Source organism: Thalassobacillus sp. C254, assembly GCF_001310615.1.
This window is the reverse complement of the sequence record NZ_BAXQ01000020.1, coordinates 1-25596: the sequence shown is the minus strand read 5'-3', so window position 1 is coordinate 25596 and position 25596 is coordinate 1. Positions and strand designations below refer to the sequence as shown.

The 25596-nt window shown below is 45.0% G+C and carries 9 protein-coding genes and 13 pseudogenes; 2 read left to right on the top strand and 20 right to left on the bottom strand.

Annotation, left to right across the window (positions count from 1 at the left end; genetic code table 11):
* Positions 1-49: 49 nt before the first annotated feature.
* Both prmC and prfA read right to left on the bottom strand, forming a co-directional pair.
* Positions 50-936 (bottom strand): annotated as a pseudogene (prmC, locus tag JCM19033_RS16170) (peptide chain release factor N(5)-glutamine methyltransferase).
* Positions 936-2006 (bottom strand): peptide chain release factor 1, encoded by a 1071-nt coding sequence (prfA, locus tag JCM19033_RS16165; RefSeq protein ID WP_054637058.1) that lies wholly within the window; start codon positions 2004-2006, stop codon positions 936-938. Before prfA ends, prmC begins: the two are co-directional and overlap by 1 nt.
* Before the next feature lie 154 nt (positions 2007-2160).
* Between prfA and JCM19033_RS16160 the strand changes: the two are divergent.
* Positions 2161-3488 (top strand): annotated as a pseudogene (locus tag JCM19033_RS16160) (FAD-dependent oxidoreductase).
* A gap of 186 nt (positions 3489-3674) precedes the next feature.
* Here the strand turns inward: JCM19033_RS16160 and JCM19033_RS16155 are convergent.
* From JCM19033_RS16155 to JCM19033_RS16115, 9 genes and pseudogenes are all read right to left on the bottom strand, one after another.
* Positions 3675-4163, bottom strand: a complete 489-nt coding sequence (locus tag JCM19033_RS16155; RefSeq protein ID WP_054637057.1) for a hypothetical protein — start codon at positions 4161-4163, stop codon at positions 3675-3677.
* 151 nt (positions 4164-4314) lie between these two features.
* The gene (locus tag JCM19033_RS16150) at positions 4315-4929 is read right to left on the bottom strand and encodes a thymidine kinase (RefSeq protein WP_054637056.1); all 615 of its coding nucleotides are present in this window, start codon (positions 4927-4929) and stop codon (positions 4315-4317) included.
* Between the two features lie 338 nt (positions 4930-5267).
* Complete coding sequence (locus JCM19033_RS16145; RefSeq protein ID WP_054637055.1) at positions 5268-5513, bottom strand: type B 50S ribosomal protein L31; 246 nt, start codon at positions 5511-5513, stop codon at positions 5268-5270.
* A 126-nt stretch (positions 5514-5639) separates the two neighbouring features.
* Positions 5640-6886 (bottom strand): annotated as a pseudogene (rho, locus tag JCM19033_RS16140) (transcription termination factor Rho).
* Between the two features lie 350 nt (positions 6887-7236).
* Positions 7237-8186 (bottom strand): annotated as a pseudogene (gene glpX, locus JCM19033_RS16135) (class II fructose-bisphosphatase).
* Between the two features lie 260 nt (positions 8187-8446).
* A pseudogene (locus JCM19033_RS16130) lies at positions 8447-9730 on the bottom strand (UDP-N-acetylglucosamine 1-carboxyvinyltransferase).
* Positions 9731-9916: 186 nt separating this feature from the next.
* Positions 9917-10560, bottom strand: a pseudogene (gene fsa, locus JCM19033_RS16125) (fructose-6-phosphate aldolase).
* A 106-nt stretch (positions 10561-10666) separates the two neighbouring features.
* A complete protein-coding gene (fba, locus tag JCM19033_RS16120; protein ID WP_054637054.1) occupies positions 10667-11530 on the bottom strand; it encodes a class II fructose-1,6-bisphosphate aldolase in 864 nt (287 codons plus the stop codon).
* 238 nt (positions 11531-11768) lie between these two features.
* Positions 11769-12130: pseudogene (locus JCM19033_RS16115) on the bottom strand (response regulator).
* Positions 12131-12319: 189 nt separating this feature from the next.
* Here JCM19033_RS16115 and JCM19033_RS16110 point away from each other — a divergent pair.
* Positions 12320-12838: a DUF2529 family protein gene (locus JCM19033_RS16110; protein ID WP_054637053.1), complete on the top strand. Its 519-nt coding sequence runs from the start codon at positions 12320-12322 to the stop codon at positions 12836-12838.
* A gap of 102 nt (positions 12839-12940) precedes the next feature.
* Here the strand turns inward: JCM19033_RS16110 and JCM19033_RS16105 are convergent.
* From JCM19033_RS16105 to JCM19033_RS22550, 9 genes and pseudogenes are all read right to left on the bottom strand, one after another.
* Positions 12941-14542: pseudogene (locus JCM19033_RS16105) on the bottom strand (CTP synthase).
* 415 nt (positions 14543-14957) lie between these two features.
* The gene (rpoE, locus tag JCM19033_RS16100) at positions 14958-15503 is read right to left on the bottom strand and encodes a DNA-directed RNA polymerase subunit delta (protein ID WP_054637052.1); all 546 of its coding nucleotides are present in this window, start codon (positions 15501-15503) and stop codon (positions 14958-14960) included.
* Between the two features lie 838 nt (positions 15504-16341).
* Positions 16342-19598: pseudogene (gene icmF, locus JCM19033_RS16095) on the bottom strand (fused isobutyryl-CoA mutase/GTPase IcmF).
* A 28-nt stretch (positions 19599-19626) separates the two neighbouring features.
* Positions 19627-20259 (bottom strand): TetR/AcrR family transcriptional regulator, encoded by a 633-nt coding sequence (locus JCM19033_RS16090; protein WP_054637051.1) that lies wholly within the window; start codon positions 20257-20259, stop codon positions 19627-19629.
* Between the two features lie 125 nt (positions 20260-20384).
* Positions 20385-21526: pseudogene (locus JCM19033_RS16085) on the bottom strand (acyl-CoA dehydrogenase).
* Positions 21527-21622: 96 nt separating this feature from the next.
* Positions 21623-22762, bottom strand: a pseudogene (locus tag JCM19033_RS16080) (acyl-CoA dehydrogenase).
* Positions 22763-22795: 33 nt separating this feature from the next.
* A complete protein-coding gene (locus tag JCM19033_RS16075; RefSeq protein ID WP_054637050.1) occupies positions 22796-23647 on the bottom strand; it encodes a 3-hydroxybutyryl-CoA dehydrogenase in 852 nt (283 codons plus the stop codon).
* 89 nt (positions 23648-23736) lie between these two features.
* A pseudogene (locus JCM19033_RS16070) lies at positions 23737-24910 on the bottom strand (acetyl-CoA C-acetyltransferase).
* Between the two features lie 323 nt (positions 24911-25233).
* Positions 25234-25596: pseudogene (locus tag JCM19033_RS22550) on the bottom strand (heterodisulfide reductase-related iron-sulfur binding cluster); the annotation flags it as partial.

The window sequence follows — 25596 nt, the reverse complement described above, 5'->3', positions numbered from 1 at the left end:
CTGGGAGGGGTGCCTGGCACCTTAACGTGGGCACCCAAAATTGGCTTCCTTAGTCTAGACCCACTTTGCAAAATACCATTCGGTCTTTTCCGTTGATGTCTTCACGTACTGTAACCTCTACGTCAGGCGTCTCAGAAAAGGCTTCCCGTAACAAACGAGCAACCGTTTCTCCTTGTCCCGCCCCCACTTCAAAGGCGGCAAGGCCTGGTTTTTTTACCACTTTAGGCAGATCAGCAGCCAATCTCCTGTAGCAGGCTAAGCCGTCTTCTCCAGCAAACAAGGCAGTCCCCGGCTCAAAATCCTTCACCACGGTATCAAGTGACTCTCTATCTTCTTCCGGAATATAAGGAGGGTTGGAGACGACGACATCGACTTTTTTGCCCAGTTGAATCAGGGGGATAGTAAATCTCCCTGCAGGAAATGAACATCTGCTCCAAGCGCCCTCGCATTTGAACCAGCCACCTCTAAGGCCGGCTCTTCCACATCTATCGCTGTAACACTTATTTGCTCTGCCTCCAGCGCAAGGCTGACAGCAATAGCCCCGCTTCCTGTACCTACATCCACTACTTCAAGTGAGCTTCCTTCCTGTCGCCTAGGCCATGCTTTGATTTCCTGAAGCACGCCATGAACCAGCTCTTCTGTCTCCGGACGAGGAATCAGAACCCGTTCATCCACCCTAAAGGAACGTCCGTAAAATTCTTCGTACCCTATAAGGTGCTGTACTGGCACTCCTTCTCCGTGGCGCTTCACATCGGCCAGGAACCCGTCCCAGATTTTTTCCGGAAGTGGATCCCGGCGCTTCATGTGGAGGTCAGTCCAGCTTGCCCCCAAATGATGGCGCATGAGCCACTCCCCGCTTTTGGCTTCCCGTCCTTTTTTCTCCAAAAAAGACGAAGCCCAATTCAGGGCTTCGTAAATGTAGTCAGGCTTTTTCATTATTCGCCCGCCTTTTCCATCATTTCTGCTTGTTCTTCCACAATAAGAGCATCTATGATTTCATGAAGATCTCCTTGCAGAATTTGATCAAGCTTTTGCACGGTCAGGCCAATACGGTGGTCTGTCACACGGCTTTGTGGAAAATTATACGTCCGAATTCTTTCGGAACGGTCACCCGTTCCCACAGCGGATTTCCGGTTTTCTGCGTACTCAGCCTGGGCCTCACGCTGAAACTTATCGTAAATTCGAGCCCGAAGAACCTTCATTGCTTTTTCCTTATTTTTGATCTGGGATTTTTCATCCTGACAGGAAACAACAATGCCTGTTGGTTCATGGGTTAAACGGACCGCTGACATCGTCGTATTTACACTCTGTCCCCCTGGTCCGCTTGAAGCAAAGGTATCGACACGGATATCCTTTTCATGGACTTCCACTTCTACTTCTTCAGCTTCCGGAAGTACAGCCACTGTGGCCGTGGAGGTGTGAATTCTTCCTCCTGACTCTGTGGAAGGCACACGCTGCACCCTGTGAGCTCCATTTTCATACTTCATTTTCGAGTAGGCGCCTTCACCGTTAATCATAAAAATGATTTCCTTGTAGCCGCCAAGCTCTGTGGAGCTTGATTCAATTACTTCTGGCTTCCAGCCTTGCTGCTCGGCAAAACGAGAGTACATTTTGTAGAGGTCTCCGGCAAACAGAGCGGCTTCGTCCCCGCCCGCTGCTCCCCGAATTTCCACGATAACGTTTTTGTCGTCGTTTGGATCCTTTGGCAGAAGAAGAACTCTAAGCTTTTCTTCAAGCTCTTCTTTTTTCTCACTAAGCTCTGAAATCTCCATTTTTACCATCTCAACCATTTCGTCATCCAGGCTGTCTTCAAGCATGGATTTGGCATCGGCAAGCTGGGTAGAGACTTCTTTGTACGTCCGGTACGTTTGCACCGTTTCTTCGATATCTGACTGTTCCTTTGAATATTCACGGAGTTTCTTCGAATCACTGATCACTTCTGGATCACTTAATAATTCATTTAAATGGTCATAACGATCTTCTACTGATTGTAGACGTTCAAGCACAGGCTTTCACCTCATTTATGATTGCATAACATTCTAATTATATTATAGCAGGACTTTACAGTCAAAATGTATAGGCGATTGTGAGTAGAACTCTTGTTTTTATATGTGAATTAAGGGAATCGTATAAATAAAAGCTGACTAGGAGGTACATAGCATGAAATTTGTTATTATTGGCGGCGATGCCGCTGGCATGAGTGCAGCGATGCAGATTGTCCGCAATCGTGAAAACCCTGACGTGACAGTTCTTGAAATGGGAAATATATATTCTTACGCTCAATGCGGTCTCCCTTATGTAATCGGTGGCTCAGTAAAAGGGACCGATCAATTGATCGCAAGAGACGTCACAACCTTTCGAGAAAAGTACGGGATTGATGCCCGCGTATTTCATCAAGTAACCCATGTAAATGCAGAGAAAAAGATCGTCTCAGGGAGAAACCTGGAAAGTAATGAGACCTTTGAAATTCCTTATGACCGGCTCCTGGTAGCAACAGGGGCCCGTCCGTTTCTGCCTCCCTGGAAGAATCATGACCTTCCCGGAATTCATACGTTAAAAACAATACCTGATCTGGAATCAATCAAAAGTAATCTTGATCGTGTTAATCATGTCACGATTATTGGCGGCGGGTACATCGGCCTTGAAATGGCTGAAAATTTTCGAGAAACAGGCCGGCAGGTACGAATGATTGAGCGTGGTAACCGACTGGCAAAAATGTTTGATGAAGATATGGCAGAGCACATCCATAAGGAAGCAGAAGCAAACGGAATTGAAACCTGCTTTGAGGAATCAATAGAAGGCTTTGAAGGAAATGACCGTGTCGAAGCAGTGGTGACAAATAAAAACCGTTATGAAACAGATCTCGTCATTGCTGCCGTTGGTGTAAGACCAAACACTGATATGCTGAAAGGAACAGACGTAATTTTGGAAACAAACGGGGCGGTCAAGGTCAACTCCTACATGCAGACAAATGTGGAAGATATTTATGCAGCAGGAGACTGCGCCACACAATACCACCGTATTAAACAAAAAGACGATTATATCCCACTGGAACTCACGCCAACAAACAGGGGCGTGTAGCAGGATTAAACATGGTCAATAACCCGAAGGCATTTCAGGGTATTGTCGGAAGCTCTATTCTGAAGTTTCACCGACTCACTCTAGGAAGAACAGGCCTTTCTGAAAAAGAAGCGTCAGCTCTTCATTTCCCTTACGAAACTGTGACATATAAAGGCTCAGATATCGCCGGTTATTATGAGGATAAAAAACCGATCTATATCAAAATTTTATACCGTACAGATAACGATCTGCTGATCGGCGGCCAGGTCATTGGAGAGTCCGGGGTAGACAAACGGGTTGATGTTCTGGCCACTGCTCTTTTTCACCGTATGACAATCTCAGAATTTGAGGATCTTGACCTTTCCTATGCGCCTCCTTACAACGGGGTGTGGGATCCTCTTCAGCAGGCTGTTCGCCGGGCAAAGTGACACCGATCATGAGTATACCGATACCGCTGCAGAAACATAGCAGCCCAAAACCAAGGGGTTATAGCCTGCACCTCAAACAAAACAAATTCACAACTCCCCCTTTCTTTGCACCATTAGCGTACCCCACCTTCGAAAACGATCCTTCAAAAAAAGGCTGCCCCCTTTGGGGACAGCCTTCCATTCTTATTAGCCGTCATTCAATACGTGGACCTCTACATTATACCGAGGCGTGTTTTGTTCATAGGCTGTTCTAAGCTCTTTTACTTTATTATCTCTCTCTTGTTTGCTCCACCCTTGATTTCCGTTCACATAGACAGTGGCATGACTGCCCCCGTACAGGACATACAAAGGTGTAAAGCCATTTTCTTTGGCAATGTAATGCATGTTATCTGCATCATCGCCAATGTCCGGACGATCCGCATCCAGTGTGGTAAAGCTGGTGCCGTTATTGATTTCTCCCTGATTCAACGGATGATCAGAGTGGTCGTGAGGATTAATTGTTCTGTGATTAATCGGGCCTGGACCAAAAAGACCTGGTGTTATTTCCTGGGCGTTCCCATGGTTTTGGGTTCCTCCATGGCCACCCTGCGCCTCTGTTGCTCCGTCACCGGTTCCGCACCCTGCCGGCACAAGGATGGCTGCACAAAGAACACCTGTTAAAAGCTGCTTTTTCACTGTTAACTCCCCCTTGCAGCAACACAGAGCTGCTGCAAGTATAGTCTTTCTCAAAAGCACAGCTTATACACTGGTAACCTGTTACTCCAGACCCTGCTCAGGCTTTTGAAACCGACTTAGTAAAACAGCTTCTTACATAGCAGTATGCCCTTTAGAGGACTTCATTTTTTAAAGTAAGTGAAGGCTCTGGTTTCCCAGGAACTTCATGGCAGTGACGACATCTCGCTTCATATGCTTCATCAGCCCCCACTAGAATAATTTCATCTTCGTAATGAGCTGGTTCACCATCAATGAGGCGTTGCGTTCTTGAAGCAGGGGAACCGCAGTCCGGGCAAACCGCTTGCAGCTTAGTCACGTCTTCTGCCAAAGCCATCAGCCTCATCACCTGGGTAAATGGCTCTCCTCTAAAATCCTGGTCCAGACCGGCAAGAACCACTCTAATTCCACTGTCAGCAAGGTCCTGGGCGACTTCCACAATGTCAGCATCAAAAAATTGGGTTTCATCAATAGCGACCATTTGAATGTCTTCCTCAAGTCCGTCCAAAATATCTTTTGACCGGGCAACAGCAATTGCCCGCACCTTTGTGCCATTATGAGAAACAACTTCCTCTTCACTATAACGGTTATCCAAGGCGGGTTTAAACACCGCTACATTCAGCTTTCCAAACAAAGCGAGTCTGATTCTGCGGATCAGCTCCTCAGACTTTCCTGAAAACATACTTCCGCAAATGACCTCTATCCAGCCTTCCTTTCTCACCACGTACATTGCCTTCCCCCACCTTATATTTATTGGTTTACCTAGTGTACCCCAGTTTTCCCTGCGTTCAGTCTCTGAAAAAGAAGTGATCTCGTTTAACGCTTCTTATGTAAATGCTTTTCTGGATCTTTCCAGGCAAGCAGAGTGTATTAATTTGTTTGTGTTATCTTCTCCTGCATAAGCATCCTCGTCCTCAGACTCTTTCACAAGGTGTACGTGACATAAGGAGTCCGATTCTAAAAAAATGTTCCTGCTTTCTGCAGCAAGCAGCTGAATTCAAGCAATAAAAAAACAGGCAAGCGGCGTTCCCTTGCCTGTTACAAGCTTAACACACCACGAAGTAAAAATTACTTCATGTTGTATTTCTTCTTAAATTTATCAATTCTTCCACCAGCTTCAGCATTCTTCTGACGGCCAGTGTAGAATGGGTGGGAATCAGAGCTGATTTCCACTTTGATTAGAGGATAAGTGTTGCCGTCCTCCCACTCGATTGTTTCGCTTGATCCTTTAGTAGAACCAGTTAGAAACTTAAAACCAGTGCTTGTATCCATAAAAACAACTTCTCTGTATTCTGGATGAATAGCTTCTCTCATTTTTTCACTCCTTCCGCCCTGAACTTATATATATCAGAGTCTTTGTTCACACATAAAAGAATTATATCAAGGTGTCTTTTTTTTTCAACTCTTTTTAAAAATGCTGGCAAGGAAATTACCTTTACCTTAACTTTTTCCTGCCGCAACTCCCTTTGCTTTCTCTTTTTCCATCTCTTCAAAGAATTCATCATTCGTCTTTGTTTTCTTGATCCTCTTAATAAAGTGATCAACAAAATCTGGTGAATCGTTCATTGTTTTCCGGATTGCCCAAAGATTTTCAAGCTGTTCTTTTGAAACGAGCAGCTCTTCTTTCCGAGTGCTGGAGCGGCGGATATCAATAGATGGGAAGATTCGGCGTTCCGCAAGGCGTCTGTCAAGGTGAAGCTCCATGTTTCCTGTTCCTTTGAATTCTTCATAAATAACATCATCCATACGGGAGCCTGTCTCCACAAGAGCTGTAGCCAGAATCGTTAAGCTTCCGCCTTCTTCAATGTTTCGCGCGGCTCCAAAGAAACGTTTAGGACGATGGAAGGCAGCCGGGTCAATCCCCCCGGAAAGAGTTCTTCCGCTTGGAGGGATAACAAGGTTATAGGCACGAGCAAGACGAGTGATGCTGTCCATTAAAATGACAACGTCTTTCTTGTGCTCAACCAGGCGCATCGCTCTTTCAAGCACAAGTTCAGCAACTTTTATGTGGTTTTCCGGTACCTCATCAAAAGTGGAGCTGACAACATCTCCCTTCACAGAGCGCTCGATATCAGTAACTTCCTCGGGACGTTCATCAATTAAAAGAACAATCAGTTCAGAATTAGGATGATTTTCGGCTATACTGTTTGCCACTTCCTTTAAGAGGGACGTTTTCCCCGCTTTTGGAGGAGCCACAATGAGCCCACGCTGCCCGAAGCCGACAGGTGTAATTAAATCAATAATGCGGGCAGAAATTCTTCCCGGTTTGGTTTCAAGAGTCATTTTTTCCTGAGGATACAGTGGAGTTAAAGCTGGAAAATATGGACGTTCTTTCGCTGTATCAGGATCTTCACCGTTTACCGCATTTACTTGCAGGAGGCCGTGATACCTTTCCGTATCCTTTGGCGGCCGCACCTTCCTGACACCTTGTCCCCGTTTCGCAAATCAAAACGGCGGATCTGGGAAGCGGAAATATATATATCCTCAGAGCTTGGCAGGTAATTGATCGGACGTAGGAAACCATAGCCTTCGGATTGAATAATCTCAAGTACGCCTTCCATGAACATGAATCCGTCTTTTTCTGCCTGTCCTTTTAAAATGGCAAAAATAAGTTCTTTTTTAGTCAGTTTGCTGTAGTAAGAGACATTATATTCCCTGGCTAAACCGTATAATTCACGGAGTGTCATACTTTCTAATTGACCTAAATTTACATTCAAAGATGTCACCACTTTTCTACATATTTGTACTGCTTTTATCTACCAAATAAACCTCTATAACACAATCTGCTTTTCAATAGAGTTTTGGAAATGTCTCAATGGAGAGGGGTAGAAATTCATTTACCTGTTTGGTTATTTCATTTATTTCCTGTTATGGACATAAGAGGTGTAAACGAAGAGAATAATAGGAAGAAAGAAGTCTTCACTTGATTAGTAAAGTCTTATTTATTGTAAACGGAATCATCGGCTTCTTCAAGAGGAAAGAAAGGAAAAGAATGCCGAAAGCCGTCAAGGGCCTCCGACATTCCCGTATTTAAGGTTTAAGGACGGATCACAAAATCTGGTTTCTTTTTCACATTATGCTTTCCATCGACAAAACGAACTGTTCCTGAACGGGCGCGCATAACAAGAGACTGAGTCGTAGCTTTGACCCCTTTGTAATGAACTCCTTTTAACAGCTCTCCGTCGGTCACGCCTGTCGCTGCAAAAATACAATCATCACCGCCGACAAGGTCCTCCATCATGAGTACTTTGTTGACATCTTCAATCCCCATCTTCTTACAGCGTTCAAGCTCCTCGTCATTTTGCGGGAGCAGCCTTCCTTGGTGTTCACCGCCTAGGCATTTCAGCCCGACTGCCGCTAGAACTCCCTCAGGGCTCCGCCGGATCCCAGCATAATATCCACACCTGTTTCATCAAAGGCTGTATTAATTGCCCCGGCTACATCTCCGTCATGAATAAGCTTGATTCGTGCTCCTGCGTCACGTACTTCCTGAATAATCTTCTTATGTCTATCCCGGTCGAGGATTGTAACAACCACATCCTCTACATCTTTTCCTTTTGCCTGGGCTACTGCTTTTAAGTTATCAATGACAGGAGCATCAAGGCTTACTTTTCCAACTGCTTCAGGTCCGACAGCAATCTTTTCCATGTACATGTCAGGGGCATGGAGCAGGTTGCCGTGATCAGCAACAGCGATGACTGCAAGTGCATTCCAGAGACCTGCAGCAACAATGTTGGTTCCTTCAAGAGGGTCTACTGCGACATCGACACGTGGCCCAAATCCTGTACCGAGCTTTTCCCCAATATAAAGCATAGGGGCTTCATCCATTTCCCCTTCCCCGATAACCACTGTTCCTTTCATCGGGATCGTATCGAATACATCTCTCATGGAGCTTGTGGCTGCATCATCGGCTTCTTCTTTTTTCCCTCTTCCCATCCACCGGGCAGATGCAAGCGCTGCTGCTTCAGTAACACGAACTAATTCCATTGACAAACTTCTTTCCATAGCGATTCCTCTCCTTTTCCCACACAATTTCTTTCTGGTTAATTCGTATGTAAAATCATTTCTTTATTTATTCGCCGTTTAATTCCTTTTCCCCTGTTAAAAAAGCGAAGGAAGAAAAATGGTCCTTTTAAGGCTCTGCTTTGAGCTTCTTCCTGTTTCATGTGAAACACTTTGCCTTGCTCGTTTCTTTATAAAAAGAGAAGGCCTCTTTTTCAGAGGTCCTGTCTCTTTTTTTCGGCTTATTATGAGCTTTTGACCTGCTCTGCCTCTTCTTCTGTCAGTCCTTCTCTCCATACCTTGGCGCCCAGGGAGAGGAGTTTTGATTCCAGATCTTCATATCCTCTGTCAATATGCTCAAGCCCTGTTATTTCCGTTATCCCTTCAGCCATAAGCCGGCAATGACCAGGCAGCTCCCGCACGAAGATCGCTTGCCTTTACCCGTGCTCCTTGCAGGCGGGTTTTTCCGTTAATTAATGCAGAACGGCCTTCCACCTTGATATCAGCGCCCATTCTTCGCAGTTCGTCAACATGCTTAAAGCGCGCATTATAAATCGTATCCGTTACAATGCTGGTGCCTTGAGCCTTTGTTAAAAGAGAAGTAATAGGCTGCTGGAGGTCCGTGGGAAATCCCGGATGAACAAGTGTTTTAATATCTACACTTTTCAACTTAGGGGAAGAACGGATTAACAGCTGGTCGTCGCCTACGTCGATTTGAACGCCCATTTCCCTAAGCTTGGCAATCAAGGATTCTAGATGATCCGGAATCACATTATCAATGATGACCTCGCTGCCTTTTGCTGCTGCCGCAATGATGTAAGTCCCTGCTTCTATCCGGTCTGGAATAATAGGATGGGCACAGCCATGAAGCTTTCCACCCCATCAATGCGGATCACATTCGTGCCAGCTCCTTTGATCCTGGCCCCCATGCTTGTAAGCAATGTAGCCACGTCAATAATCTCAGGTTCTTTTGCAGCGTTTTCAATAATTGTCCTGCCTTCAGCCCTGACAGCAGCAAGCATAATATTAATTGTCGCTCCTACACTGACAACGTCAAGGTAAATCCTTGCTCCCGTCAGTTTATCTGCCCGCAGGTATATAGCCCCGTGCTCATTGGTTACTCTTGCCCCTAATGCTTCAAAGCCTTTGATGTGCTGGTCAATAGGACGAGGACCCAGGTTACAGCCACCTGGAAGTCCTATCGCTGCTCGTTTAAACTTGCCCAGCATAGCACCCATCATATAGTAAGAAGCTCTGAGCCGCTTCACCCGTCCATTAGGAAGCGGCATAGGAATCACACCGGCCGGGTTCACTGTCATTACCTGATTTTCATAGGACACTTCAGCCCCGATATCTTCTAAAAGGTCAGCTAATATTTCCACATCCGAGATGCGAGGGAGGTTATCAATCTTTACCGTAGAGTCAGCCAGGATAGCTGCAGGAATCAATGCCACAGCACTATTTTTCGCACCGCTTATATGTATTTTCCCGTTTAAAGGATATCCTCCCTCAACCATCAACTTCTCCATGTATGCTCACTTCCTCATAAATATTCTAGTTGCAGGCCGCCGTTTATACGAACTCTTTATTTTCTTTTTTTACCTAGTATTGACAACCATACCATGTAAAAGACAAAAACAACTACAACTTTCCAGAAAAATTTAAACGAAGGCGCCCTGCCCTTGAAAGGAAAGCAGCTGGAGAAAGGGTTTCGGCTATTTCTGCTGCTTATCCCAGTCAGCTAAGAACTTCTCAATGCCCTGGTCCGTAAGGGGATGTTGTGCGAGCTGAGAAATCACTTTTAACGGCACAGTTGAAATGTGTGCTCCTCTGGCTGCAGCTTCAGAAACGTGTAACGGGTGACGCACAGAGGCCGCTATTATCTGGGTTTCAATTCCGTGCAAATCGAAAATTTCTGAAATCTGACTAATTAAATCAAGACCATTATGCCAATATCATCAAGACGGCCAAGGAAAGGTGACACATACGTAGCTCCGGCTCTGGCAGCAAGAAGCGCCTGAACAGACGAAAATACAAGCGTTACATTTGTCTTAATTCCTTCGTCAGAGAATGCTTTAACCGCTTTCAAACCTTCCATTGTCATAGGAACCTTTACAGTGATGTTTGGAGCAATCGCAGCAAGCTCACGGCCTTCCTTAATCATCCCTTCCGCTTCAAGGGAAATAACTTCCGCACTTACAGATCCTTTTACAATTTCAGTAATTTGGCGGAGACGGTCATGAAAATCAACGCCTTCTTTTGCTACTAAGCTGGGATTCGTTGTTACTCCGTCCAAAACTCCAAGCTCATGAGCTTCTTTAATCTCATCTAAGTTAGCTGTATCAATAAAAAATCTCATTACGTTTTTCCCCCATTTTCTCAATGTACATCTATTTGTACAGAAGTCTGAAGGGGCGCCGAGGCCCCTGCCAGACCAACTGTCAATCAAGCATGCTCTTTGTCAATTACGCTTTGTTGGAAGAGCCAAACTCGCGCATTTTGCCTTTGACGGTTTCTTTAATGGCATCGCGTGCCGGTCCCATGTATTTACGAGGATCATACAGCTCAGGCTTCTCATCCAATACTTCACGCACAGCTTTGGCGGAAGCAATTTGGCTTTCGGTATTTACGTTGATCTTCGCATGGCCGTAACCGATCGCTTTTTGAATGTCTTTTGTCGGGATGCCTGTCCCGCCGTGAAGCACGAGAGGCACTCCTACAAGCCCGGAAATCTTCTTCATATGGTCAAACCCAAGGTTAGGCTCGCCTTTGTATGGCCCGTGTACAGACCCCAGAGCAGGAGCAAAGCAGTCGACATTTGTTTCACGGACAAGCTCTTCGCACTCTTCCGGAATGGCATACGCTGCTTCCGCATCATCAACGATGAGATCATCTTCCTGCCCGCCAATGCGGCCAAGCTCAGCTTCTACGGAAACTCCCACAGCGTGAGCGACATCAACCACACGCTTTGTCAGCGCGATGTTTTCAGCAAGCGGGTAGTGGGAACCATCGATCATGACAGACGTAAAGCCTGCGTGGATCGCTTCTACACACTTTTCAAAGCTTGACCCATGGTCAAGGTGAATCGCAACAGGGACAGTCACGTTATAGGCTTCCATCAAGGTTTTCACCATGTCAACAACAGGCTTAAATCCACCCATGTAACGAGCTGCTCCCTCGGACACGCCGCAGATCAGCGGGGATTGCTCCTCTTCTGCAGCTTGCAGGATTGCTTGAGTAAACTCAAGGTTATTCAGGTTATACTGACCGACAGCATACCCTTCTGCTTTTGCTTTATCAAGCATTTCTTTCATTGATACCAAAGGCATGACAAAATCCTCCTTATAAACATTGAGAAATTAGGATGTCTTTTCTAATGGAGCGCAAACAGGGACACGCCCTTTCATGTACAGACATTCCAGGACGGGTTCATTCAATATGAGGAAAGTGCCTATATGTATAGGGCGGTGCATGTGGGTCTCCATTAACATCTTTGGTTATTATACCACATGACTAGGGATTTTCATCCATATAAGGCTGAAAGAATCTCACCGCCTGTCAATCTCATCAGGAAGAAGGCAGATATTCCTTTATCGATTCTCTCAGTTCTTCAATATCAAAAGGTTTGGCAATGTGCGTCAGGGCACCGAGACTTTTGGCATCCTGAATCATGCTCAGCTCCCCGTAAGCAGTCATCATCACCACACGTATGCTCTGGTCTTTTTCTTTGAGACGCTTAATATTTCAATGCCATCCATCCCTGGGATTTTCATATCTAAAAGAACAAGGTCCGGCTTCTCTTTTTCGGCCAGTTCAAGTGCCTGCATGCCGTTTGCGGCCTGGAACACTTCATACCCGTCTTTATGGAGTATTTCTTTTAACAATACTCGAATACCGTATTGATCATCGACGATAAGTATCTTTGGCATACTTTATCTCTCCTTTTACTAGGTTTTTAAACATTCGTCGACTGCATCTACTCTCTCCCTTTTCCCCTTTAAATATAATTCCACTTATTTGACAAATTACCTTTTTATTTTCAAATAAACTTTCCCCTGTTTTCATTTCGACCTCTTTCCGGCACAATATAACTCATAACTCATAGGAGGATTTGATGTATGTTAAAAATCTTTTCAACACAGCTTCAAGGCTTATTTCGAAAAATAACCGATCAGCAGGAGGAAGCACTAGAAAACAGCGCGAGATTGCTGGCACAAGCCTTGGCAGGCGAAGGAAATATTTATATATTTGCTACCGAAAGAATGAAAGGAGTCGCATACTCGGCCCTTTACAGCCAGGACGCTCCAGAGTCGGCAGCTCTCTTTCCCGGTAAGGAAAAGCTGTCTCCTTCTGATCGTGTGCTGATCATCAGCGAGAGTGACAGCGCTCCTGAAGCCGTGAATGTATTGGAAGCATGCCAGAACCAGAATGTTCCTGTAGTCAGCATTTCACCGCTCACCACTCCTGAAAGCCCATTGGAGCAAAGCAGCGACTTTCATGTTAATACGTTTGTCCAAGGAGGAGTCGTCCCTGATGATGCTGGGAACCGGGCAGGCCATCCAGAGCATCTCGTTTCCCTCTTTGCAGTTTTATCCTTGTTTCTGACACTCCATGAAATGCTTCTGGAGTTAGAGTAAGGCAGGAGGAATGGAACTTTTCAAGCGATATGGCCATCCCCTTTAAAAGCTAAGCAAAAAGCCCGCTCCATGCTCCTAAGCACGGAAAGCGGGCTTTTCTCTTTATTTCTTGTTTTCAAGAGAAGCTTTAATAAATTCACGGAACAATGGCTGCGGACGAGTAGGCCTTGAGGCAAACTCCGGGTGAAATTGAGAAGCAACAAAGTAAGGATGATCCTTAATCTCTACGATCTCCACAAGTCGTCCATCGGGGCTGGTCCCGCTGAATACAAACCCTGCTTTTTCAAGGGTGTCCCGATAAGAATTGTTAAATTCATAGCGATGACGGTGGCGTTCATACACAATTTCTTCCCCGTAAGCTCCTTTTGCATGAGAACCTTCAGTGAACTTACAAGGATACAGGCCAAGACGAAGCGTCCCTCCCATATCTTCTACATCCTTCTGCTCTGGGAGAAGATCAATGACTGGATGTTCAGTGTCCGGATCAATTTCTGCAGAATGCGCTCCTTCAAGGCCGGCAACATGGCGGGCAAATTCAACAGATGCAAGCTGCATTCCTAAGCAGATGCCCAGAAAAGGAACGGACTGTTCACGAGCATATTTAATTGCTGAGATTTTCCCTTCAATTCCACGGTCCCCGAACCCGCCTGGCACAATGATTCCATCTGCATCCTGAAGATGCTCCTTCACGTTTTCCTCTGTCAGTGCTTCTGAATCAACCAGCGAATGTCTATGTCAGCATCGAAATTGTAGCCTGCATGCTTCAAGGATTCAGCTACAGACAAATAAGCATCGGGCAGTGAAACATATTTTCCGACCAGGGCAATCGTTGTTTTTTCAGAAAGGTTCTGCACTCTGTTAACGAGAGCCTTCCACTCTGTCATATCCGCTTCCTGACAATCCAGGTTTAAATACTGACAAGTCAGCTGATCAAGCTTCTGTTCCTGCAGGTCAAGAGGAACCTGATACAGCGTGTCGGCATCACGGGCTTCAATAACTGCTTCTTTATTAATGTCACAGAAAAGAGCAATCTTTTCTTTCATGTCTTGAGGCACCGGCTTTTCTGTACGCACCACAATAACGTTAGGCTGAATGCCAAGCTTCTTAATTCCTTAACACTGTGCTGGGTCGGCTTGGACTTCATCTCTCCAGCTGCTGCAAGATAAGGAATTAATGTACAGTGGATGTACATTACATTTTCCACGCCTACGTCACTTTTAATTTGGCGAATGGCTTCCAGGAAAGGAAGACTTTCGATGTCCCTACTGTTCCGCCAATTTCAGTGATTACGACATCCGAATTCGTTTCCCGGCCCGCACGATAAATTCGTTCTTTTAATTCATTGGTAATGTGTGGAATAACCTGTACGGTTCCTCCTAAGTAGTCGCCGCGGCGTTCTTTGCGGATGACAGATGAATAGACTTTTCCTGTGGTCACATTGCTGTTTCTATTTAAATTAATGTCGATAAAGCGTTCATAGTGACCAAGGTCCAGATCTGTTTCGGCTCCATCTTCGGTCACAAACACTTCTCCATGCTGATACGGACTCATTGTTCCTGGATCCACATTGATGTAGGGATCGAATTTTTGTATGGTAACGTTTAATCCTCTATTTTTTAATAAGCGGCCTAAAGATGCAGCTGTAATTCCTTTTCCTAAAGAAGAAACAACGCCTCCGGTTACAAAAATATATTTAGTTGACATGCTTTCATCTACTCCTTTTTCAAAATAAGTCCGTTAGCAGTGAGAGGGCTTTTCCTGCAAGCCCTGGGCCATTCCTGCATTTTCTATGGCCGCAAATATATATACTGAATTCTGTCCTTGTACATGGGGGTTACGATACTTCCTGCCAGTCTGCTGCCTTTTTAAAAAGGCCCTGTTTTCATTTTTACTTAAAAGCAAAATTTATATCCCCGGCATTGTATTGGTAATAAAAAAACAAAAGTGACACCTCACCCATAGGAGGGGCGCACTTTTGTTTTAGTATCAAATTTCATCTTTTGCAAAATGTAATTTTCTAACCTTTTAAAGCCCAAAAATGATTTTACCGAGCGCCCTTTTAAAAGTCAAGAGCGGAAAAATAGAACCAATGAACTTTATTTTGCAAGCGTGACTTTTCTCAGCTGAACGGTCTTTGTACCTGAGTGTTCATAAGAAAAAGTCCACAAAAAAACTTAGTCTTCATCTCCGTCTTTGTGAGGGTACGGCTCTTCGCTTCATCCTCAAAACGTCCGCCAAGATCGTCATCTTCTTCAAGATCTACGCCGCTTTCACTGTGAGAAAGCTCGTCCAGCTCATCTTCAAGATCTTCAAGACCTTCATCATAATCCTCGAAATGATCAAAGCCGTCTTCGTGAGCTTTTCCTTTTCCGGAATCAGTCACTGTGTGGCTAAGGTCTTCATCTGTTTTATCAACAGGATACCATGCTTTGAGTCCCCAGTGGTTTTCTCCAAGGTGGACAAAGCGTCCATCCAGGTTCATTGAAGTAAAAACTTTCGTCCGGCGCAATGCCTTCTCTTCTTCATTTAATCCTTTTACCTTTGCAATGGTGTCGATTAACTGAAGATAAGGGTAAGGTTTCTTTTCTTGCTCCAGTAACATGTGAGCCACTTCCACCGCTGCCATTTCTTCTACTTCTTCACGGGAATAATCGCGGATGCTCATGGAACAACACTTCCTTTCCAATTGTTTTTCAGCCTTGCGGCTCATGCTCTTTCTTTCATGGTTTGAAAGGAAGAACTATTTAGAACTCTCTCTGAGTGACCTTCCCCGCTTGAGGCTGATCACTGATTGGAAATTCCCTTGCATGAAAAGGGAAGAAGAGAGTAAACCGTTAAAATCATACTTTCCATTATAAACACATTTCCCCTCTTTATGCTAGCAAGGAACAAAGATTTCAAGAAAAAAAGAAAGAGCTGGAAAAACTCCTCCCTAAACCTTGTAAAAACCCTTTGACCACTCTACTCTTCTAGTCTTTCACTTTTAACCATTCTATAGTAAGGTACGGCCGTCAGCTATCTATTCTCTAGATTTGTAAGTCCCATTCTTTTGGCAAGCTTCTTTTAATTCAGAATATCCCTGTTAATGGCCTATGTTGATTTTATAAGTAATTTGATTGTAGATAAAAGCGCGAGACGCCTTCGGGAATAGCATTAGCCGAAGATCCCGCAGGGTGTTTACCCGAGGAAGCTGAGGCAATGCCCGAGGCATAGAAGACACCATGAATGCGAATGAAGTAATGCATTCATGGATGTCGCACTTGTACCTTTAGGTGCAAGTGAGCGTCTTTTAACAAAAACAAACAACAAAAAGGGCTGGGTCCGTACCCGTAGCAGAGAAGACACCGTGCATGCGAGAAAAAGGAAGCTCGAACAGATCTGGGTGTTTATTAGGTGAAAGGGTGTGGATGTGTTTCATTTATATGGAATAAAGAAAGAAATCCCGAACCACTGCAGCAAGTAGTTCGGGACTTCTTTCCATTCTTTTTTCGGTCTCTTCTTCCTTACATATTACGTCGATACTGCCCCCTACCTCATATAAGGCGTGGGTAATCTGCCCAAGGCTTGCCACTTTCACTGTCTCCATCAGCTCTTCAAAGATGTTCCCGCCGCTTACCGCTGTCTCTTGAAGTCTTTTCAGCGCTTTTTCCCCTTCTTCTTTGTTTCTTTCCTGAAACGCCCGCAGGTTTTGAATCTGGCTTTCCTTTTCCTCCTTCGTTGCCCGGGCAAGTTCCATATCGAAGTCTTCATCTTCCTCATCTGCAGGGTTCAGGTACGTGTTTACCCCTATAATCGGAAGCTCCCCTGTGTGCTTTTTCATTTCATAATACATGGACTCTTCCTGAATTTTACCGCGCTGATACTGGGTTTCCATCGCACCAAGTACGCCGCCTCTATCGTTGATCCGCTCCAGCTCCTGAAGAACTGCTTCCTCTACCAGCTCCGTCAGCTCCTCAATAATAAATGAACCTTGCAGGGAGTTTTCATTTTTTGCAAGACCAAGCTCTTTGCTGATAATCATTTGAATAGCCATGGCTCTTCTTACCGAACTCTCTGTAGGAGTAGTGACTGCTTCATCATAAGCATTCGTGTGCAGGGAGTTACAGTTATCATAGATGGCCATTAACGCTTGAAGTGTGGTACGTATATCATTGAAATCAATTTCCTGGGCATGCAATGAGCGTCCGGACGTCTGCACGTGATATTTCAGCTTCTGGCTCCGTTCATTGGCGTCATATTTATTTTTCATTACTGTTGACCAGATTCTTCTTGCAACACGGCCAATCACTGTATATTCCGGATCTAGTCCGTTACTGAAAAAGAAGGAAAGATTCGGTGCAAAATCGTCAATATCCATGCCTCGGCTTAAATAGTACTCCACGTAGGTGAAAGCATTAGCCAGAGTAAAAGAAAGCTGACTGATAGGGTTTGCCCCTGCTTCGGCAATATGATAGCCCGAGATCGAAACGGAATAATAGTTTCGAACCTTCTTTGTAATAAAGTAGCTTTGGATATCCCCCATCATTCTTAGTGCAAATTCTGTGGAGAAAATACATGTGTTCTGCCCTTGATCTTCCTTTAAAATGTCAGCCTGCACTGTTCCTCTTACGGTAGACAGGGCCCACTGTTTTATTTCTTCTGCTTCCTCGGCGGTCGGACGTCGTCCATGCTTTTCAGCAAAAAATTCAATCTGCTGGTCAATGGCTGTGTTCATAAACATAGCTAAAATAATTGGTGCCGGTCCGTTGATCGTCATAGACACGGAGGTAGTCGGCGCACAAAGGTCAAACCCGTCATAGAGCTTTTTCATGTCTTCCAATGTACATATGCTTACGCCGCTTTCCCCCACTTTTCCGTATATATCGGGCCGGTAGTCCGGGTCTTCCCCGTACAAAGTAACAGAGTCAAAGGCTGTGCTTAAACGCTTGGCCTCATCGTCTTTTGATAAATAGTGGAAGCGCCGGTTTGTCCGTTCCGGTGTTCCTTCTCCAGCAAACTGTCTCTTAGGGTCTTCTCCTTTTCTCTTAAATGGAAAAACACCGGCTGTAAAAGGAAATTTGCCTGGAACATTTTCCTTCATGCTCCACTTTACAATTTCTCCCCAGTCCTTGTATTTTGGGAGAGCCACTTTGGGAATTTTCAGACCTGACAATGATTCGGTCTGAAGCTCGGTTACGATTTCTTTATCTCTGATTTTTGTAGTAAAGGTATCTTGTTTGTAGGAATCTTTAAAGTCTTCCCAGTTTCGTAAGAGCTTTCGTACATCTTTATCAAGGTCTTCTTCGATATCATCGTAGATGCTCTGAAGCTCTTTTATCATCTCTTCATTTGCTTCTTCCTGCTTCTTGAGCAAATCAATGGTTCCGGAAATCTGGAACAGCTTGCGAGCCAATTCAGACTGCTTTTCTGCATAAGCTTTATAATTTCTGACTGTCTGTACAATCTCCCTTAAATACGTAATCCGCTCAGGGGGAATAATTAAATCCTTCTTTTTTGATTCCTTTGTTACATCAATAGCCGTTTCCCACTCTGTACCGCATTTTTTGTTTAATGCGTCAATTAAGGCAGCAAACAAAATATTAGTGCCCGGGTCATTAAATTGACTGGCTATTGTTCCGTAGACCGGCATTTCTTTTGTATCCTGCTCAAAAAGCATGTGACTCCGCTGATATTGTTTACTTACATCACGCTTTGCATCCTCTGACCCTTTTCGGTCAAACTTGTTTACCGCAATTAAATCGGCAAAATCGATCATGTCGATCTTTTCCAGCTGAGAAGGGGAGCCGAATTCACTTGTCATAACATACATGGACACATCAGAAACCTCTGTGATTTCAGCATCCCCCTGTCCGATCCCGCTTGTTTCAATAATGATTAAATCAAAGCCAGCAGCCTTAGCCACTTCAATAGCATCTACAATGCTGTTGGACATCTCCGTCTTTGAGCCACGTGTGGCAAGGCTTCTCATAAACACCCGTGAATGGTGTATAGAGTTCATCCGTATACGGTCCCCAAGAAGAGCTCCTCCCGTTTTCTGCTTAGTGGGGTCAATAGACAAAATCGCCACCGTTTTCTCAGGGAATTCACGTATGAAACGCCTGACCAGCTCATCAGTCAATGAGCTTTTCCCGGAACCTCCCGTTCCTGTAATGCCAAGCACTGGAGCATCCTTTGCTCCTGCAAGTCCTTTAAGCTCCTGCAAAGCTTTTTCCCATGCCTTTTTTGTTTCTCCTTCTGTTTCTACGACAGAAAGAAAACGAGCCACCGCCTGGTCCCTTTTCTCCTTGATCTCTTCCATCCGCATGGTTGTATCCTGGATGGTAGGAAAATCGCATTCCTCAAGCATTTGACTAATCATTCCACGAAGCCCGAACGTTCTTCCATCCTCCGGAGAGAAAATACGGGCAATGCCATATTCATGAAGCTCCTTAATCTCTGGAGGGGTGATCACTCCGCCGCCTCCACCATAAATTCGAATATGGCCCGCTCCTTTTTCCTGTAACAGATCATAGCAATACTTAAAATATTCAATATGACCGCCCTGATAGGATGAGATAGCGATTCCTTGTACATCCTCTTGAATGGCTGCGTTTACAACTTCCTCTACTGAACGATTATGACCGAGATGTACAACTTCTGCCCCTCCTGCCTGCAAAAGCCTCCTCATGATGTTAATCGAGGCATCATGTCCATCAAACAGACTAGAAGCTGTCACAAAACGAACGTGATTCTTCGGTCGGTATAAATCCTCTTGTGCCATCTGCATGCCCTCTTTTCTTTTCAAAATATTAAGACATTTGTTCTGACACCACTCCACCGAGCAGCATCTTAATTTGGATATCGGTGTATTCCTTAAGAGTAAACGAATGCTTTAGCGCCCAGCGCCTAAAGGTCCACATTTGTCCTTTTACCATTATATTATGAGCCATTAAGGTGGCTTCCTTATCTGAAATGGTCAGGACTCCGGGTTCCCTGCAGTCTTTTATCGCCTGTTCTATAATGGCCGTCATGGCCACTTCTTTTTTCAGGACGTAGGGAAGCGCCTCCTTAGGGAGAGATTTGACTTCCTGGTACATCACCAGCACTTCATCCTGCATTTCATCCATTACATTAAACAGAGAGGTTATGATTAACTTAAGTCGGTCAAGACCAACGGATTCTGTATCAATCAAGGAGTCAAGACGGGTCCTTACTTCTTCATACACTGAATCGCACACCAAATACAAAACGTCTTCCTTTGATCCAATATACTCGTACAGTGTTCCAATGCTGAAACCTGATTCCTTGGCAATTTCCCTGGTCGTGGTCCGATGATAACCTTTTTCCTTAAAAAGCGTGATAGCTCCTTGTATCATTTGCTCACGTCGATGTTTAATGAGCTGTTGATCCTTCACCATCGATGGCACTTTCTTTTTTTTCACCAGCACGACCTCCCCTTGATTTATAAGAAAGGGGTGCAGCTCATGAAAAGCTGCTCTCCCTCATATCTTTCACACCCAATTGGCTCCTGCACTCCCCGAAACGGTTTACCGTGCCGGCTCCTTTTTTACTCAGATAAAAGCATTTTTGAAATAACAAGGCGCTGCACTTCATTGGTTCCTTCATAAATTTGTGTGATCTTGGCGTCACGCATGTACCTTTCAACCGGATATTCCTTTGTGTATCCGTAGCCCCCAAATACTTGAACTGCTTCTGTTGTTACTTCCATGGCTGTATCACCTGCAAAAAGCTTTGACATCGCAGATTCTTTGCCATAGGAAACTCCCTCACTTTCCCTCCAGGCAGCCTGATAGGTAAGAAGTCTAGAAGCCTCTATCTTTGTAGCCATATCTGCCAGCTTAAAAGAAATCCCCTGCATTTTTCCGATAGCCTGGCCGAATTGTTTTCTTTCTTTTGCATAGTCTGCCGCAGCATCAAGGCTCCTTGAGCGATACCGACGGCCTGGGCTGCAATGCCGTTTCGCCCTCCATCGAGTGTGCTCATTGCTACTTTAAAGCCTTCCCCTTCTTTTCCGAGCATGTTTTCTTTTGGGACCCGGCAGTTTTCAAAAATAATTTCCGTGGTAGGAGATGAGCGAATCCCCAGTTTCTTTTCTTTTTTGCCTACTGAAAAACCAGGAAAATCTTTTTCTACAATAAATGCACTAATGCCTTTGTGCTTTTTCTCAGGACTTGTAATAGCAAAAACGATATAGATGTCAGCAATACCGCCGTTAGTAATAAAGATTTTAGAACCATTTAAAATATAATCGTCCCCGTCTTCCTCAGCAGTCGTCTTCATTGCTGCTGCATCTGACCCTGAACCGGGCTCCGTCAGTCCGTAAGCTCCCATTTTTGTTCCTTCCGCCATGGCCCGTAAGTATTTTTGTTTTTGTTCTTCTGTTCCGTATTTGTATACAGGCCAGCTTGCCAGAGACAAATGGGCAGACAACGTTACCCCTGTGGATGCACATACTCTTGATAATTCCTCCACTGCGATGACATAGCTGACATAATCTGCTCCAATCCCTCCGTATTCTTCGGGCCAAGGGATGCCTGTCAGGCCCAGCTCAGCCATTTTCTCAAAGATCTTCATATCAAAACGTTCTTCTTCGTCACGCTCTGCAGCCGTGGGAGCTACTTCCTTTTCAGCAAAATCCCTTACCATTTTTCTAATCATTTGCTGCTCTTCTGTTAATAAAAAGTTCATTTGTTATCTCTCCTTATTTATCCTGTGGAAAGCACCTGCTGTCTGCTTCAAAAGCTGAGTGGAAAGTCATGACAGGCGCAGTCCGCGTTTCTTTTTTTACTGGTTCAGCAATGCTTTACTAATAACAATTCTTTGGATTTCGCTCGTTCCCTCATATATTTCACAAACCTTGGCATCCCGGAAAAACCGTTCTGCTGGATATTCCTTTGTATAGCCATAGCCGCCAAATACTTGAACCCCTTCGATTGAAACGTTCACGGCAGCACGGGAGGCAAAAAGCTTAGCCATAGACGATTCCTTGCCGCTTGGTTTGTTTTTTGAAATCAGGCTGGCTGCCTGATACGTTAAAAGTCTAGCTGCTTCTACCTGTACCGCCATATCAGCCAGCTTAAAAGCAAGGCCCTGATGGGTTCCTATTGGCTTTCCAAACTGCTTGCGCTCTTTGGCGTATGCTTTCGCTGCTTCAAAGGCTCCTTCGGCGATCCCAAGAGATTGAGCGGCAATTCCGACACGCCCATTATTAAGATTAGCCATGGCAATACTAAATCCTTCTCCTTCTTTACCGAGGCGGTTTTCCAAAGGTACTTGGCACTCTTCAAAAATTAACTCTGTTGTATTCGAACCATTAAGGCCCATCTTTTCTTCATATTTTCCTACCTTCAGTCCTGGTGTGTTCTTCTCTACAACAAAGGCAGTAATGCCGTCTTTCCCTTTTTCCGCTGGTGGATGCAAATACGATATAAGTGTCAGCTGCCCCTCCGTTTGTGATAAACACTTTGCTTCCGTTTAGAGAATAATAATCTCCCTTTTGCACAGCCGAGGTTTTCAAACTGGCTGCGTCGCTTCCTGAACCAGGCTCCGTAAGTGCAAACGCCCCGAGATACTCTCCTGAAGCAAGCTTTGGCACATACTTTTGCTTTTGTTCTTCCGTCCCAAAGTAAAGAATAGGATTAGTTCCAACGGAGGTATGAACCGACAAAATGACCCCAACGGCCGGACTGACCTTTGACAATTCATGAATGGCGATCACATAAGAGGTAAAATCCATGGAGCCCCGCCGTACTTCTCAGGAACTGGAATACCCATAAGACCCAGCTCAGCCATCTCTTTTATCAGTTCTGCCGGAAAACGTTTTTCCTCTTCCATCCTTTTTACTTCTCCCTGAACACGGTCCGCTGCAAATTCTCTGACCATTTTTCTCATCATTTGCTGCTCACTCGTAAATGTCAGCTCCATGACCGTCCTCCTTTGGCTTTTCATTTCAGAGAATCAATCGTATTGGTAGAAACCTCTTCCAGATTTCTTTCCAAGCCACCCGGCCTTCACATACTTTCTAAGAAGAGGACATGGTCTGTATTTGTCATCTCCCAGTCCTTCATGAAGCGTTTCCATAATATACAGACATGTATCGAGCCCGATAAAGTCAGCCAGAGTTAAAGGTCCCATCGGATGGTTCATGCCAAGCTTCATCACTTCATCTATGGCTTCTGGCTCCGCTACACCTTCATAGACGGTGTAGATGGCCTCGTTAATCATAGGCAGCAGGATGCGATTGGACACAAACCCGGGAAAGTCGTTTACCTCTACCGGAACCTTCTTTAGAGCTTCGGCCGTGTTCTTTACGTTTTCAAATACCTCATCAGTCGTGGCCAGTCCCCTGATGATCTCGACAAGCTTCATGACTGGAACCGGATTCATGAAATGCATGCCGATTACCTGTTCAGGCCTGTTGGTGGCAGCTGCAATCTCAGTAATCGGAAGCGAAGAAGTATTCGTAGCCAAAATGGCATGCTCCGGCGCTAACCGGTCCAACGCAGCAAATATCTCCTTTTTTGTGTCCATATTCTCAATCGCTGCCTCAATAACCAGATCCACTTTTTGGGCATCGTCTAAGTCGGTTGAGAGGTGGATATGAGCAAGTGCAGCTTCTTTTTGCTCCTCGGTCATTCTTTCTTTCTCTACTTGTCTTGATAGATTTTTTCGGATGACCGCTAATCCTTTTTCTACTCTCGCTGCATCAATATCGTTTAAATAAACGTGATATCCAGCTTCGGCATGTACCTGTGCGATGCCGGATCCCATTTGGCCTGCACCGACGACCATAATGTTTTGTATTTTCATATATACACCCTTCCTCCTTGCCTCCTGGTCTTGTCAGATGATTGTTTTCTATTTCTTCTTATAAGATAAAAGCAATAGTGATTTGCCTTTTATACCTCTATTAAAACAGCGTCTCCCTGGCCGCCTCCGCTGCAAATAGCTGCGATGCCAAGACCTCCTCCTCTTTCTCTCAATTCATAGGCAAGAGTTAAAATAATTCTGGCTCCACTCGCTCCAATTGGATGGCCTAATGCTACGGCACCGCCATTTACGTTCACTTTTTCTGGAGACAGCCCTGCAATTTTGTTACTGGTTAAGGCCACTGCTGAGAAAGCCTCGTTAATTTCAAACAGCTTGATGTCATCCAGTCTTTTTCCTGTTTTCTTAAGAAGCTTTTGAATAACAAGACCAGGGGTCTTAGGAAAATTCTCTGCTTCCAAAGCGAGGGCTGTATGACCAACTATCGTTGCAAGCTTATTTAAGCCGGCCTCTTCAGCCTTCTTCTCTTCCATCAGCACCATTGCGCAAGCTCCGTCATTTACTCCAGGCGCATTCCCGGCAGTGATCGTTCCATCCTTGGAAAAATAGAAGAAAGCTTTCTCATTTGTTCGATGCCAGCGTTTCTTCTAGGTGCTTCATCTTCTTCTACAACCAAATCTTCTCCTTTGCGCTGGGGAATGGTCACGCCGACAATTTCCTTTCTCAGCCTTCCATTGTCGGTTGCACTGACAGCTCTTTCATGCTTCTCAGCGCCCATTCATCTTGCATTTCCCGGGAATTTCATGCTGTTCCGCTACTGTGTTTCCATATACCCCCATGTGAACTCCCTGGAAAGAACATGTGAGACCATCATGAACCATGAGATCTTTCATGGGAGTATCACCCATTCTTGCTCCCCAGCGAGCTTTGCACTATGTACGGAGCATTGCTCATCGACTCCATTCCCCCGGCGATAATCATTGTACCGTCCCCTGATCTGATGATTTGATCAGCAGCTGTCACACTTCTCATCCCTGAAGCACAAACTTTGTTAATGGTTTCTGTTTCTACTTCCCAAGATAGACCGGCATGGCGAGATGCCTGTCTGGAAGGAAGCTGACCCTGCCCTCCCTGCAGGACGTTTCCCATGATTACTTCTTGAATGTCCTCTTTATTCACACCTGAACGTTCTACCGCTTCTTTAATGGCATACCCTCCAAGCTCTGACGCTGTTAATGCCTGCAACGCCCCGCCGAACTTTCCAAATGGTGTTCTTGCACCTTCTACAATTACTGTTCTTCTCATCAGAAATCACCCTTTCCTTTTCCTATCGAACGCTCGCTCATTATTTTCGGCTGCAAAAAAAGACGGTCACCCAATAGCAAAAAACCACCTGGTACCCTTTAGATGGTTCTTGTTTCTTCTGCAGTCATCAATTTGCTGTTCAAGGATCTAATCTGAAAGCGCTTTCTTCTTACTATTAAATTATACAAAAAATTTAGAAAAATCAACCTTTTTTATTAAATAGCAAAATATTTATAGATAGTTTTCAAAGATAACGGGTCTTCCCCCGTATGCTCATTTATTTTTCAGAAAAAAGGGAGCATCTACTCTGCTCCCTTTTATACCTATCTTTCCGCTGCCGGCTGAGGTTCTTCTTCCTCATCACCAGCTGGTTTCGTTGGTCCAACCACAGATTGTTCAAGAATTTCAGCAATATCCAGGGTGGAAATATCATCTTCCACTTCCTTGGCCTTGGTCCCGTCACTCAGCATCGTCAGGCAGTACGGCACCCGCTCCCAATCATGGACGGGCTCACTTCCATCGCCTGCTCTGTCCGGGCGACGTTCACCCGCTGCCCCGCTTCTTCTTCCATCCACATCATGCCGCCGCCGGCACCGCAGCACATGCCGTCCTCACGGTTTCGTTCCATTTCCACGACCGTAAGCCCTGGAATGGCTTTTAAAATTTCTCTTGGAGGATCATACACG